This window comes from Streptomyces sp. NPDC006140, from assembly GCF_040628815.1.
Taxonomy (GTDB): Bacteria; Actinomycetota; Actinomycetes; order Streptomycetales; family Streptomycetaceae; genus Streptomyces.
The window spans coordinates 107,438-121,281 of the sequence record NZ_JBEXTS010000019.1; the positions used below are offsets into that span (position 1 = coordinate 107,438).

Below are 13,844 nucleotides of genomic sequence, written 5' to 3' on the forward strand. Positions count from 1 at the left end.
ATCAATCGAGCCTGTGCCAACATCAACAACGTCCAACCCATGGGAAACACCCGCAATCCGGGTGTTTCTTCGCTGCAAGGAGTGTGTGTGCTCACCGTCGGTGACAAGTTCCCCGAGTTCGAACTGACCGCCTGCGTCTCGCTGGAGAAGGGCAAGGAGTTCGAGAAGATCAACCACAAGACCTACGAGGGTAAGTGGAAGGTGATCTTCGCCTGGCCCAAGGACTTCACCTTCGTGTGCCCGACCGAGATCGCCGCCTTCGGCAAGCTGAACGACGAGTTCGCCGACCGCGACGCCCAGGTCCTCGGCTTCTCCGGCGACTCCGAGTTCGTCCACCACGCCTGGCGCAAGGACCACGACGACCTGCGCGACCTGCCGTTCCCGATGATGGCCGACTCCAAGCACGAGCTGATGCGCGAGCTGGGCATCGAGGACGAGGACGGCTTCGCCAAGCGCGCGGTCTTCATCGTGGACCAGAACAACGAGATCCAGTTCTCGATGGTGACCGCGGGTTCGGTCGGCCGTAACCCGAAGGAGGTCCTGCGGGTCCTGGACGCCCTCCAGACGGACGAGCTGTGCCCCTGCAACTGGTCCAAGGGCGACGAGACCCTGGACCCGGTCGCGCTGCTCGCCGGAGAGTGATCTGACATGTCCCTCGACGCGCTGAAGTCCGCCATACCGGACTACGCCAAGGACCTGAAGCTCAACCTGGGCTCGGTCATCGGCAACTCGGACCTGCCCGCCCAGCAGCTGTGGGGCACGGTGCTGGCGACCGCCATCGCCTCGCGCTCCCCGATCGTCCTGCGCGAGCTGGAGCCCGAGGCCAAGGCGAACCTGTCGCCGGAGGCGTACACGGCCGCCAAGGCCGCGGCCGCGGTGATGGCGATGAACAACGTCTTCTACCGCACGCGCCACCTGCTGTCGGACCACGAGTACGGCAACCTGCGCGCGGGTCTGCGGATGAACGTCATCGGCAACCCGGGCGTCGACAAGGTCGACTTCGAGCTGTGGTCCTTCGCGGTCTCCGCGATCAACGGCTGCGGCATGTGCCTGGACTCCCACGAGCAGGTCCTGCGCAAGGCCGGCCTCGACCGCGAGGTCATTCAGGAGGCGTTCAAGATCGCGTCCGTGATCCAGGCGGTCGGCGTGACGCTGGACGCCGAGGCGGTCCTGGCCGAGTAACCCTCGGCACCGGCCTCACCGAGCAGGGCCCCGCCACCAACAGGTGGACGGGGCCCTGCTGTTGTCTTTCAGGGCGCTTCCGAAGCGGGCTCCTCGCTCATCGCCGTAGCACCCCGCGGCCGCACGGAATGCCGCAACGCCGACTGCCGCGAGAACGCCCGCAGATACCCCGCCACCGTGTTCGTCACGGCCACCAGCGGCACGGCCACCACCGCGCCCCCGATCCCGGCCACCATCCCTCCGCAGGCCACCGCCAGCACCACCGCCAGCGGATGCACCCGCACGGCCCGCCCCAGGATGAACGGCTGCAGGATGTGCCCCTCGATCTGCTGCACCGCCAGCACGACCACCAGCGTCATGACGGCCGTGAACACCCCCTGGGTGACGAGCGCGACGACCACCGCCAGCGCCCCGGAGACCACCGCGCCCACCAGCGGGATGAACGCGAACAGGAAGATGAACACGGCCAGCGGCACGGCCATCGGCACATCGAGGAAGTAGATGCCGAGGCCGATGAAGATCGCGTCGATCAGCGCGACGATCACCGTGCCCCGCACGTACGCCGTCAGCGTCCGCCACGCCGCCGGACCGGCCCCGGCCACCCCCGGCCGCGCCGCCGCCGGCACCAGCTTCAGGGTCCACTGCCAGATCCGCTTGCCGTCGTAGAGCAGGAACAGCGTGCAGAAGACGGCCAGCAGGATCCCGGTCAGGGCCTCCACGACGACCGTCACGCCCTCGAGACCCGCCGAGGTGATCTGGTCGGTGTTGGCGCCGACCGCCTCCCGCAGGTTCTTGGCGATCTCGTTGATCTGCTTGTCGGTGACGTGGAACGGGCTGTTCAGCAGCCAGTTCCGCAACTCGTCGATGCCGTCCTGGATCTGGCCCGAGAGGTCGTCGATGTTCTCCATGACCTGCCAGGTCACGAACCAGCCGATGAGGCCCATGACGACGAACCCGAACATCGCCGTCAGCGCGGTGGCCGGCCCGCGCGGCACCCCGTGGCGCCGCAGCCGCGTCACCGTCGGCTGCAGCAGCGCCGTGATGAGCAGGGCGATGACGAAGGAGAGCACCACGAGCTGGATGGCGCTGATGATCCGCATCAGCACCCACAGCGTGCCCGCGAGGACGAGCAGCCGCCAGCCGGCCTCGGCCGCGACGCGCACCCCCCACGGCACGGCGAGCGCGGGATCGGGCCGGGCCGGGATGTCGGGCGCGTAGTCCGGGGGCGGCGGCACGTGCTCGTCGGACGGGGGCCGGGACTCGGAGTCGTCGTCCTCCCGTTCGGCCGCGGCACGGCGTTCGTTGTACCGCTCGCTCATCTCGGTCAGTCCGGCACCGAGCCGGCCGAGCCACCCTGGCACTCGCGACATGATCCGTCCTTTTCCCCCGTCTCCACGCACCACTCCGCCCGAAGTCGTCCGCGTCCGACCGTACATGGCGCGAGCCCCGCACCGTGCGACGGTGCGGGGCTCGCGGGAAGGAGAGGATCGGCCCGGGGGCCGGTCGGCTCAGTACCAGTTGTTGGCCTGCCAGAACGACCAGGCGTCACAGGGGCTGCCGTAGCGGTCGTTCATGTAGTTCAGGCCCCACTTGATCTGGGTGGCCGGGTTGGTCCGCCAGTCGGCGCCGACGGACGACATCTTGGAACCGGGCAGTGCCTGGAACATGCCGTAGGCCCCGGAGGAGGGGTTGACCGCCTTGTAGTTCCAGTCGGACTCGTGGTCCACGATGTTGCTGAAGCACTGGAACTGACCCGCCGGCACCATCTGCCGCGCCATCGCCTGGATCTGGGCGATGGTGTAGGAGGTCGCGACGGGGAAGTCGGAGATGTCCTTGGAACGGCTGGCGGCGTCCTTGGCCTCCGCGCGCTCCTTGGCTTCCTTGGCGGCCTTGGCCGCCTTCTCGGCGGCTTCCTTCTTGGCGATGGCCGTCTCGGCGGCAGCCTTGCGGGCGGCCTCCTCGGCGTCCTTCTTCGCGCTCGCGTCCGCGGCGATGGCCTGTGCGTCGGCCTGCTGCGTCAGGGACGCGGTCTGCACCTGGGCCTGCTGGCCCGCGGGGATGTCCGCGAGCAGCGTGGCGCCGCTTGCCGTCGCTTCGGCGTCGTTGTTCTGCGCGGTGCTGCCCGAGGCAACGCCGACGACGCTTCCGACAGCGGTGACCGCCGTGGCCGAGGCCACTGCGAATCCCCGGACCGAGATCCGGCTCACACGGTTTCCTTCCAGCATCGCCCGCTTCGGTGACCCTCGCGGACGCAATCGTGCCCCTGACACTGGCCTCCCCAACTGCGGGGTCACGGGAGGCGCGGGCCCGGTGGGCAACTCCCCTGGGGGAGTGCCGCGTGGTGCTCGGGCGGCATACGACGACGCTATGCAGTTGACGCTGTTGCTTTTGTGGTGCCGTACCGCTGGGGGTACAGGTGTGTCGTATGCGGGGCCTGACAGGAGTGAGACTCTGCCGTAACCCGACGGGGCAAGGCAATTCCCAGTTGCGTGTGAAAGCTCACAACTCGTTTGACGCGGGAAAATCCACGGAACGGCCACACGCGAAGGCGCCGCCCGGCTAGGCTCTTCGCCTTTCCGGACGGCGCCAACTAGCGCGTAATCGCCCCTTCTTGCGCAGGGTCGGTCAGATCTGCCCGTCTTCGAGCATTTCGGTCACAAGAGCGGCGATCTGGGACCTCTCGGACCGGGTCAGGGTCACGTGCGCGAAGAGCGGATGCCCCTTCAGCTTCTCGACGACGGCGACGACACCGTCGTAGCGGCCGACCCTGAGGTTGTCCCGCTGGGCCACGTCATGGGTGAGAACCACCCGTGAATTGGCTCCGATCCTGGACAGAACGGTAAGAAGTACATTCCGTTCCAGCGACTGCGCCTCGTCGACGATCACGAACGCGTCGTGCAGCGAGCGGCCGCGGATGTGCGTGAGCGGGAGCACCTCCAGCATCCCGCGCGCGGTGACCTCCTCGATGACCTCCCGGCTGGTGACCGCCGACAGCGTGTCGAACACCGCCTGCGCCCAGGGGCTCATCTTCTCCGCCTCGGTACCGGGCAGATAGCCGAGCTCCTGCCCGCCCACCGCGTACAGCGGACGGAAGACCATCACCTTCTGGTGCTGACGGCGCTCCAGCACCGCCTCCAGACCGGCGCACAGCGCCAGCGCCGACTTGCCGGTGCCGGCCCGGCCGCCCATCGACACGATCCCGACGTCCGGATCGAGCAGCAGGTCGAGCGCGATCCGCTGCTCGGCGCTGCGGCCCTTGATACCGAACGCCTCCCGATCCCCGCGCACGACCCGGATGTTGCCCTCGGGCGTGACCCGGCCGAGCGCCTTGCCGCGCTCCGAGTGGATCATCAGGCCCGTGTGCACCGGCAGGTCGGCGGCCTCGGGGACGTAGACGTGCCCTTCCTCGAAGAGGACGTCCACCTGCTCGCCCGGCAGGGTCAGTTCGGACATTCCGGTCCAGCCGGAGGAGTCCGTGATGGCGAGCTCCGCGCGGTACTCCTCGGCGAGGAGTCCGACGGAGGACGCCTTGATCCTGAGCGGGAGGTCCTTCGACACGACGGTGACGTCGAACCCCTCGGCCTGCAGGTTGCGGGCGACCGCGAGGATGCGGGAGTCGTTGTCCCCCAGGCGGTAGCCGCTGGGCAGCACGCTGGGGTCCGAGTGGTTGAGCTCGACACGGACGGTTCCGCCGAGGTCCCCGGTCGGGATGGGGGCATCGAGGCGGCCGTACCGCACCCGGTAGTCGTCGAGCAGGCGCAGCGCCTGCCGGGCGAAGTAGCCGAGTTCGGGATGGTTCCGCTTGGCCTCCAGTTCCGTCACCACGACGATGGGGAGCACGACCTCGTGCTCGTCGAAGCGGCTCAGGGCGTTCGGGTCGGCCAGCAGGACGCTGGTGTCGAGAACATAGGTGCGCCGGTCGGGCTTGTGGCGCTTTGTGCTGGTCACCACGGAAGGACGTACCCCCTCGGATGAGGTCGGGGAGCGACGGAGTGGAAGCTGGGCCGGGAGGGGTGGGAAAAATCCCGACCGGTCGTCGGCCGCCCTGCGCGGGCCGAGAACCGGCCCTCCGCCGCTTTCCGTGCTGTGACCGCACGATCGGGCTGGTGCAAAGGGCCTCCCGGGCGGACGGCCCCGTGCCGTCCGCTGAGATCCGACACCCGTGATTCGGGCGTCGACCTGACTGGGTTATGCCCTCGAACGAGCGTCGCCATGCCACGGCATATGACGGCGCGTCGGTGAACTCCGTGTTACACGCGTCTTCGAAGGGGTACCGGGAGGGGTTGCGAGCTGCGACGTCGTGCGCCCGCGAGGCCGGCGGCGGGTGCTTCAGCCGCCGAAGCGCCGGTGGCGGGCCGCGTAGTCACGCATGGCGCGCAGGAAGTCGACCTTGCGGAAGGCCGGCCAGAACACGTCGCAGAAGTAGTACTCGGAGTGCGCCGTCTGCCAGAGCATGAATCCGGACAGACGCTGCTCGCCGCTGGTGCGGATCACCAGGTCGGGGTCGGGCTGGTCGCTCGTGTAGAGGTGACGCCCGATCATGTCGATGTCGACGGCCTCGGCGAGCTCCTCCATCGAGGTGCCCTTCTCCTGCGCGTCCAGCAGCATGGACCGTACGGCGTCGGCGATCTCCTGGCGGCCGCCGTAGCCGATGGCGACGTTGACCAGTATCCCGTCGACGTGCGCGGTGGCCTCCTCGGCCTCCTTGAGGACCGTCTGCATCCCGGACGGCAGCAGGTCGGGCGTGCCCACGTGGTGGACGCGCCAGCGGCCGTCGGCGGCCAGGGTGCGCACGACGTCCTCGATGATGCCGAGCAGCGGGACGAGCTCTTCCTCCGGCCGGTCGAAATTGTCCGTGGACAGCAGCCAGAGGGTGACGACCTCGACCTCGGTCTCGGTGCACCAGCCGAGGAACTCCTCGATCTTCCCGGCACCGGCCCGGTGGCCGTCGACGGTGCTGGAACCGGCGGCCTTCGCCCAGCGCCGGTTGCCGTCCATGATGACGCCGATGTGCTTGGGCACCTGAGCGTGGTCCAGGTGGCCTTCCACCCGGCGTGCGTACAGCCTGACCAGCAGGCCGCGCAGCTTGTCGCGCAGGTTCACGAGATTGTCAGCCCCTCCGTACGGATCGGACAGGCCGCGGCATGCGGCCCGGTCGTGGCCGCGGGCGGTCCCTGCCCGTTGGAAGTCCCCGGGGGCGAAGCCTACCCCCGCTGCCGCCGTGGGCCGTCAACAGGTGCGGAACGAAGGGTTCCGGCCGAGGGGGGTGCGCCCCCGGCGCACAAAAGAAAACGGGCCGGTCCGTGGGGGGGAGACGGACCGGCCCGAGGGGGGGTTTCCACCATAACCCTTCGTAAGTGATGCTGCGTGCATCGGCGTGCCACAACTACTCTCCGGAGCCGCCCGGCGACGCCCCGGTGCCCGCGGAAGCATGCGTTCCTGGCTCGGCCCTGGCCGAAAAGAGGCCGCTGCGCAGGGGAATCGTGGGCTCTGGGGCAGGATCCTGAGGATTTGCCGCATCTTGGGGCCCGCTCGGCGACTTGTCCCGGCATCCCTCCGATGGGTGACCCCGGCCGCGAACGCCCGCTTGACCGCGACGTCCGCTCGACCCCGCCCCCGCACCGGCCTGACATGGGGGCCCTGGCACCGCGCAGCCCCCTCCACTGCGCGGTACCGCTCCGCGCAGCTTTGCTCACGCGAATTACCTGTGGTCTGAACTTACGTGACCGGTGGGACGGAGGCGAGCCGTTGACGGTAACGATGTGAAAAACCTCGCCGGAAGATGCGCAAGGTGAATGAGTGAGACGGGTGAAACGGGTGAGTCACGGGACCCGCCCCGGTCCGCCTCACTCCTGATCCCGGGCGGATCGCGGGCGACTACGGCTTGCGCGCCTCGAAGAGGTGGCGGGTGCTGTGGGCGACGAAGGATCCTTCCGCCCGGATCCGCTCGTGCAGCGCGCGGAGCCGCGGTTCGTACTCCTCGACGGTGAAGCCGGGGACCATCCACACCACCTTGCGCAGGAAGTGCACGACCGCCCCGATGTCGTGGAACTCCATGCGCAGCCGCTCCGCCCGCAGATCGACGACGTCCAGCCCGGCGGCCTCGGCGTCCGCGCGCTCACGGTCGGGACGGCGGGCGCCGCGCACCTCGTCCGGCTGGGGACCGAGGAAGTGCTCGACGAGTTCGAAGACGCTGCCGGGGCCGACGTGCTGGGCGAAGTACGTCCCGCCGGTCCGCAGGACGCGGGCGATCTCGTCCCAGTGCGGGCGGACGGGGTGACGGCTGACGACCAGGTCGAAGGCACCGTCGGCGAAGGGCAGCGGATCGTCCTCGGCAGCGGCGACGACGGCGACTCCGCGCGGACGGAGCAGCGCGGTGGCCTTGGCGACGTTCGGCGGCCAGCCCTCGGTGGCGACGGTCAGCAGCGGCCGCCGCGGGGCCCTGCCGAGGGCGAAGTCCAGCACCTCCCCGCCCCCGGTCTGGACGTCGAGCACAGCGCCCGCCCGGCCCAGCCGCTCGGCCATCGACACGGCGTACCCCCAGGAGGGCCTGGCTTCCGTCGCCCGCCCTTCGAACCAGGAGAAGTCCCAGCCTTCCGTGGGCACGGAGGCGCCTTCGGCGACGAGGTCTTCGAAGGTGCGGTGTGGGGGGTGGGGGTGCTGCTGCTCGGGCATGGGCTCGGCACTTCTCCTCGTCGGACGGGCGGCGTGGGGTCGGTCGTCGGTCGGCGGTGGTCGCTCTTTGCGGTCGGCGGTCGGCGGTCGGCGGTCGGCGGTGGTCGCTCGTCGGCGGTCGGTCCCCCGGGGCGGGTGGGTCCGGCGGTCGGTCCCCGGGGGGTGGGTCCGGCGGTCGGTCCTCGGTCGAGGTGGGGCAGGAGGGCTGCGTACGCCGCGTGGACGGTGGGGGCGTCGAGGAGGCCGGGGCCGGGAGCGGTGGGGGCGGCGGCGGCGCGTGCCATCGTCCAGGTGTCCATCAGGAGCCGACTGAAGGCGGCGAGCGGTCCGCCGACGGGGCCCTCCCGGCGGGCCCACCGCTCGGCGATGAGCCCGCCCACCCCCGGCACGTTCTCGACGCCGCGCCACATCGGGTCCGCCGCGGCGTAGACCACGTACCGGACGTGGCTGTGGATGAGCGCGCCGCTGCACAGCAGGCAGGGTTCGAGGGTCGTGTACAGCCGGAGGCCGTCGTCGGCGCGGGTTCCGGTCGGCAGCTGGGCGAGCGCGTTGACCTCGGCGTGCGCGATGGCCGTGCCGGCGAGTTGACCCGGTGGGGCCGTGGGCTCCTCGCTCCGGTTGCGCCCGGCGGCGACGACGCGCCCGCCGGCATCGACGAGGACGGCGCCGACCGGCCGGCTGCCGGCCCGCAGGGCTTCCCAGGCGAGCTCGAAGGGCAGGTGCCACGGCTGGGGCAGGGCACTGGGATGTCCGGTCACAGCACCCCGCTCTCCGGCGGCCGGTTCCGGCGGTCAGTCGAGGACGAGCAGGACATGGTCGTCCTCGCCGTGCCGGACGGTGCCGGTGCGGCGGAAGCCGTGCTTCTCGACGAGACGGATGGAGCCGGTGTTCCCGCTGAAGGGGTCGGCGTACAGGGGCCGGTTCTCCTCCCGCTCCAGGAAGAGGCCCAGGGCCCTGCTCCCGATGCCGCGTCCCCAGTACGGGCGTCCCAGCCAGTAGCCGATGAAGCGGCGGTCCCCGTCCCACCAGGCGACGATGTTGCCCGCGACGGCGCCGTCCGCCGTGACGGTCTGCACGAAGCAGGTGTCGTCACCGAGGACGTTGGATTTCCAGTGCCGCAGGAACGCCTCGCGCGGGCGGGGAGGGAACCTCGACCGCCGGACGGCTTCCGGCTCGTGCTCGTACTCCAGGAAGAACTCCAGGTCGGCTTCCACCACGTCACGCAGCCGGACGTCCACGTCGTCATCGCTCATACCCGGAGTGTGGCAGCAGCCACTGACAACCGGCCTCCTCGCGAAGCCGCCCCCTCGGGGGACAGCGGAGCCCTCTCAGGGGACAGCGGAGCCCTCTCAGGGAACAAGCGGACGCACTTCCTCGGCGACGAACCGCACGAACCCCTCCGGGTCGGGCTCGTCCCCGGTCGGCTGGAGCACCACGGTGTCGGCCCCGGCCTCGGCCAGCCGCTCCACGGCCTTGGCGACGGCCCCCGCGTCCCCGGCGACACCGAGGTCCGGAACGGATTCCAGCCCCTCGGCCACCAGCTCGGCACGCAGCCGGTCGTCGGCGTCGGGCCCGGTGGCGGCGAGGAGGTAGACGACGACCGGGTGCGGCCCGTCCCCCCGCCCGGCGGCCTCCCGCCCCTCCCGGATGAGCCGGAGCGCCTCCCGCACACCCTCGGCGTTGGTCGCGGCCGTGAGGATGGTCCCGTCGGCGGCCTCCCCGGTGAGGCGCAGCGAACGCGGCCCGGTGGCCCCGGCCAGGACACCGCTCCCGCGGTCCTCCGGCGGCCAGTCGAGACCGACGTCGTCGAGCTTGACGTACCGCCCGTCGGTCGTCACCCGCTCCCCGCCCAGCAGGGCGCGAAGAGCGACGAGATGCTCCCGCAACAGGGTCACCGGCGACTCGACGCGGGCACCCACCTGCCCCATCCAGTCCTGCACCCCATGCCCCACGCCGACGATTGCCCGCCCCGGGAACATCCGGTGCAGCGAGGCGACCTCCATGGCGGTGATGGCGACGTTCCGCAACGGCACGGGCAACAGCCCGACCCCGACCCGCACCCGCTCGGTCCACGCGAGCGCGGCGGCGGCGGTGGAGATACCACCCTCTCGGAAACAGTCTTCCCAGAGCCAGAGCTCCTCGAGACCGGCGTCATCGGCGAGCCGGGCAACGGATCGGAGGCGTTCGGGGGCGAGTTGCGGGCGAAAGACAGCGCCTAGTCCGGTCATGCTGCTCTTCCTACCCCGGGCCGGAGGCGACGGACAACGTATTTGCGCTCGACACGAAGTCGGGTCGTTTCGGATACGTTCGGGTTCGGACAGACCGGTGACAGGTGGCCGGTGGGACGGTCGGAGGTGGCCCGTTTGAGGCGGCAGTGGCGGGACGGGCACGGGGAGTTGGTCGTACACGGGAGCGGTGGGGAGCCGGCCGTCCGTGTGCCGCTGGAGATCGCCGCCTCCTATCGAGCCCGTACGAAAGGGTTGTTGGGGCGGGATTCCGTTGAGGGGGCGATTCTGCTCTCCCCCGCCAACAGCATCCACACCTTCCGGATGCGCATGCCGATCGATGTCGCCTATCTCGACCGTGACCTTCGCGTCATCGCCGTGCGGACCATGCGGCCGGGGCGGTTGGGGATGCCGCGACTGCGGGCCCGGCACGTGGTGGAGGCGGAGGCAGGGGCGATGGCGGGGTGGAGAGTACGGGAGGGTGTGTCCATCGAGGTCATCCGGTAACACAGGTCCCGCGGATCCGGATCGAGGCGACGACGAGGCTCGACGGCGCCACTACCTGTCACCCTTTGCGAGCGACCTGGGCGAAAACCGGCGGCTCGACCAAGAGCACGTCACAGATCATCAGCGGGTCCCGTCGCTCCACCGGTCGAAGAGCATGCCCTGTGCCGCTTCCGCATTCTCCCAACCCGCCGGACCGTCCGGCTTCACCGACAGGCGCTGCAGCGCCGCCCTGGCCGCGGGGCCGCCCATCGCGCCCAGCAGTTCGATGGCCGCGTCGGCACCGATGTCCTCGGTCACGCAACGCTCGGCCAGGCCCACTGCCCAGTCGGCGAAGCCGCCGGGGTCAGGATCGAGGGCCAGCCAGCGGAAGACCGAGTCGGCGATGTCGTCCCGCAATGAGGCAATCATGGCCAGCATCGCCGCTTCGACGTGCCGTACGACGTGCCGTTGCAGCGGATGGAGCTGCGGTCGGCCTCGCCACGCGCGGACCAACTCGTCCACACCGGACCACGTCACGTCGCCCGTGCGGGGCATGCTCTTCCCGACTGCCTGGTGGAACTCCTCCCACACGTGCCACAACAGGCCGGGCGACGGAGGCTGAGGTACATGCGGAGTCAGCTCCGGGTCGTTCAGGAACACGGTCACCACTCGCCGGGCTTCCGCCAGTCGCTCGTCGGTGCGGGGCAGCTCCGCGACCCGCCTCCAGTCGCACTCGTCCCAAGGCTGTGGCAGGGACCGCAGGGCGTGAGGCAGGACGTAGTCACCCTCCGGATCGTGCCACCGCGCCACCTGCGGATCCCACGTCTCCTCGGCATTCGGTTCCGGATCCGACTCGCTCATCGGTCATCGGTCCGACACGAGCTGGAGGACGGCAGTCCCGTCCTCCCCGGTCGCTGTCTGAATCACCACCGCGTCCGGCTGGGGACTCGGCCGCCCGGCGGCTCCAAGGCCGCCGCAGGAGTTCCCGCTGCCGTTGCTGCGCAGGACGGTGATGCAGCCCTGCCCCGGGCCGTTCGCACTGCCCTTGGACTGGCCGTTGCCCGACTTCACCGTGTACGCGATGGTGTTGGGGCCTACCTCGGTGACGGACAGAGTGGCCGGGCCGCGAGGGCCCTTGAAGGGGACTTTCACCGGCTCGGAGACCGCAATCTCGCAGTTGCCGTCCGCGCAGGCGGCGATGTCACGGCCGTCCGCGGGCGACACCGAGGGCTTGGGTACCTCAAGGGAGTCGGCCTCTGACGGCCGCTCACTGGGTCGCGGTGACGCCTTCGCGGGCTCGTCCGCGTCACCGCCGCAGCCGGCCGCCGCCGTCAGGACGATCAGCGCGGCGAGTACGATTCCGGTTCTGGGCAGTCCGCGTGCTTGCGTCGCGGCCATGGTGTTCCCCCGTGTGCTGTGCTCCGACGTGCCTTGGTTCCTATGTTCGGCAGGCAGTATTACCCATTCCCTCGCGTCGCTGTCGTCACGCACCGGCGCCCGCCGCTACCTCGTCGAGGATGCGTTGATAGTTCTCCTGTGACGGGTACGGAGACATCCTCCTCATGCCCACGGCCCTTCCCGGGGTGCGTGATGGAGCCGCCAACAGCGCGATCCGCGGCGGACAGCCAGTACGTAGAGCGCCCGAGGAGACCTCCAGCCAGAGCCGTACCGAGACGGGTCTGACACCAAGGCTATTCAGTTTGTGGGTGAGTGGGATTGCCCAGGGGCCATACGCCACGGTTTCACCGGACGCGCGAGAAGCTGACGCCGCTCGTCGGTGAGCGGGAGCCATCCGTTCGTTCCGGGCGGGGCGGCAGCGATCGCCGCCGGAGCAGCTGAGTCGCTCGCCGGAAAGTGGATCACGGCAGGAGTCCGGTTCTGGCACCCGTGCACCGGCTTCTGGGGAGGCGTCATGACGTCCACTGCTGCGCGTCCTTCCTCGTCGTAGCCGGCAGGCTCTGGTCGGAGGCAAGTCGCAGCAGGGCCTCACGGCTGTCCGGCGCGTCATCCGTGCGGTGGAGGAACCAGAGGGCCTCCTCGACCGCGCTACCGCGCCGGACGGACCGCTCCGCGAGCGCAGCCGCCCAGACGGCCGTCGCCGACAGAGCCGCCGGTTCCTCGTCGCCAGCCGCCCTTTCCACGTGCGGGAGGTCAGCGAGCCAACGGAAGACGGCGGCGGTGACCCGGTCCGCGATCCGCGCGCACCAGACGCCGGCGAAGGACACGGCGTCCGTGCCTCGCAAGTCGAACCCCAGCGACTCGCACTCGTGCCACGCCTCGTTCATCCGTTCGCGAGTAACCAGCCGTGGGTACGGCATCAGGGCACGTACGACCTCGGCGATGGCACCCCAGTCCACTGGTGCGTCGCCGTACGACCGCCCGACGCCCGGCGCGGGCTCGACAAGCAGGGAAGCTTCCAGTGCCGAACGCGCCCGGGCAAGGCTCTTGGCATCCGGCGCGGTCGCGCCCCAACCGAAGTCGTTCTGCCAGGAATACGGAAGGTCCCGCAGTGCGTCAGGCAGCAGAGGCTCCTCGTCGCGGGGGACTTCCCGGGCCCGGATCTCGTACTCCGAACGGCGCAGCCCGAGAAGCCGGGAACGCACATATGGCCGGAAGTCCTGGACCTCGCCGTCGTGCACGAGGTCCAGCAAAGCTTCTTCGCCCCGTGGACGGCCGAGCGAGACCAGCATGCGCACCGCCACCTCCACCGCTAGGCCGACCCGTACGAACCCACTCGCGAGCAGCGCGGTCTCTTCCGTCTCCAGATCGCTCAGCGATCCGGAGACGGTCGCACGCTCGATGAAGGCGAAGGCGTCGTGCGCCAGCGTCTGCCGTACCGAGGCGGCCCACTCCGCCGCCACCCTGTCGATCTGCTGCTCTGTCGGTGGCGCGGACACGGTGGGGATCCCCATGTCGGCCCACTGACCGACCACCTGCGCCACCCGTTGCCGGGTGACCTGGGACGTGGTCGGCATGATCCGGGTCAGCCAGGCGTCTGCCTCGTCCAAGGTGTGATCATCGCGGTCGTCGTAGAAGTCCCGTAGTTCCTCGTCCCAGTCGTGCACGCTCTGCCGTCGCTCGGGCAGGCACACACGCAGCACATGCCGAGCCTGCTCACGTCTCTCCGCCGTGGGCACAAGGTTCTCCAGGACCTGAGACCTGCGGTAGGTCAGGTCGTGCCAAGGCGGTGGCAGCTCGCGCATGGCAGCGGGCAGCAGGTAGATGTCCACCAGTTGTTCTCCGTTCGTGCCCCGACCGAATTCTGATGCGTCAAGT

At 70.0% G+C, this 13,844-nt stretch carries 13 protein-coding genes and 1 pseudogene; 3 read left to right on the forward strand and 11 right to left on the reverse strand.

Annotated elements, in window-relative coordinates:
* The first annotated feature begins 87 nt into the window (after window positions 1-87).
* Both ABZ386_RS35800 and ABZ386_RS35805 read left to right on the forward strand, forming a co-directional pair.
* Entirely contained in the window at window positions 88-642 is a 555-nt protein-coding gene (locus tag ABZ386_RS35800; RefSeq protein WP_114255039.1) for a peroxiredoxin, read from the forward strand.
* A 6-nt stretch (window positions 643-648) separates the two neighbouring features.
* Window positions 649-1,182 carry an alkyl hydroperoxide reductase gene (locus ABZ386_RS35805; protein WP_354741312.1) on the forward strand — a complete coding sequence of 178 codons (534 nt, stop codon included), beginning with the start codon at window positions 649-651 and terminating at the stop codon, window positions 1,180-1,182.
* 68 nt (window positions 1,183-1,250) lie between these two features.
* Here ABZ386_RS35805 and ABZ386_RS35810 read toward each other — a convergent pair whose 3' ends face one another.
* The 8 genes and pseudogenes from ABZ386_RS35810 to ABZ386_RS35845 all read right to left on the reverse strand — a co-directional run bounded on the left by ABZ386_RS35810 (window position 1,251) and on the right by ABZ386_RS35845 (window position 10,085).
* Window positions 1,251-2,552 (reverse strand): AI-2E family transporter, encoded by a 1,302-nt coding sequence (locus ABZ386_RS35810; protein WP_351345429.1) that lies wholly within the window; start codon window positions 2,550-2,552, stop codon window positions 1,251-1,253.
* Window positions 2,553-2,690: 138 nt separating this feature from the next.
* A complete protein-coding gene (locus tag ABZ386_RS35815; protein ID WP_351345432.1) occupies window positions 2,691-3,389 on the reverse strand; it encodes a transglycosylase SLT domain-containing protein in 699 nt (232 codons plus the stop codon).
* Window positions 3,390-3,807: 418 nt separating this feature from the next.
* A complete protein-coding gene (locus tag ABZ386_RS35820) occupies window positions 3,808-5,133 on the reverse strand; it encodes a PhoH family protein (RefSeq protein ID WP_114255036.1) in 1,326 nt (441 codons plus the stop codon).
* A 378-nt stretch (window positions 5,134-5,511) separates the two neighbouring features.
* Window positions 5,512-6,285: an isoprenyl transferase gene (locus ABZ386_RS35825; protein WP_351345436.1), complete on the reverse strand. Its 774-nt coding sequence runs from the start codon at window positions 6,283-6,285 to the stop codon at window positions 5,512-5,514.
* Window positions 6,286-7,059: 774 nt separating this feature from the next.
* Window positions 7,060-7,857: a class I SAM-dependent methyltransferase gene (locus tag ABZ386_RS35830; RefSeq protein ID WP_356618291.1), complete on the reverse strand. Its 798-nt coding sequence runs from the start codon at window positions 7,855-7,857 to the stop codon at window positions 7,060-7,062.
* Window positions 7,858-8,279: 422 nt separating this feature from the next.
* Window positions 8,280-8,615: pseudogene (locus tag ABZ386_RS35835) on the reverse strand (nucleoside deaminase); the annotation flags it as partial.
* Between the two features lie 33 nt (window positions 8,616-8,648).
* The gene (locus ABZ386_RS35840; RefSeq protein ID WP_358967752.1) at window positions 8,649-9,110 is read right to left on the reverse strand and encodes a GNAT family protein; all 462 of its coding nucleotides are present in this window, start codon (window positions 9,108-9,110) and stop codon (window positions 8,649-8,651) included.
* 96 nt (window positions 9,111-9,206) lie between these two features.
* Window positions 9,207-10,085, reverse strand: a complete 879-nt coding sequence (locus ABZ386_RS35845) for an LLM class flavin-dependent oxidoreductase (protein WP_356505349.1) — start codon at window positions 10,083-10,085, stop codon at window positions 9,207-9,209.
* 135 nt (window positions 10,086-10,220) lie between these two features.
* Here ABZ386_RS35845 and ABZ386_RS35850 point away from each other — a divergent pair, with 135 nt between their 5' ends.
* A complete protein-coding gene (locus ABZ386_RS35850; protein ID WP_355716771.1) occupies window positions 10,221-10,589 on the forward strand; it encodes a DUF192 domain-containing protein in 369 nt (122 codons plus the stop codon).
* Between the two features lie 120 nt (window positions 10,590-10,709).
* Here ABZ386_RS35850 and ABZ386_RS35855 read toward each other — a convergent pair whose 3' ends face one another.
* The 3 genes from ABZ386_RS35855 to ABZ386_RS35865 all read right to left on the reverse strand — a co-directional run bounded on the left by ABZ386_RS35855 (window position 10,710) and on the right by ABZ386_RS35865 (window position 13,798).
* Complete coding sequence (locus tag ABZ386_RS35855) at window positions 10,710-11,429, reverse strand: hypothetical protein (RefSeq protein ID WP_358967755.1); 720 nt, start codon at window positions 11,427-11,429, stop codon at window positions 10,710-10,712.
* A gap of 3 nt (window positions 11,430-11,432) precedes the next feature.
* On the reverse strand, window positions 11,433-11,966 hold the full coding sequence (locus tag ABZ386_RS35860; RefSeq protein ID WP_358967757.1) for a hypothetical protein: 534 nt from the start codon (window positions 11,964-11,966) through the stop codon (window positions 11,433-11,435).
* Window positions 11,967-12,478: 512 nt separating this feature from the next.
* Window positions 12,479-13,798 carry a hypothetical protein gene (locus ABZ386_RS35865; RefSeq protein WP_358967759.1) on the reverse strand — a complete coding sequence of 440 codons (1,320 nt, stop codon included), beginning with the start codon at window positions 13,796-13,798 and terminating at the stop codon, window positions 12,479-12,481.
* Between the last annotated feature and the right edge of the window lie 46 nt (window positions 13,799-13,844).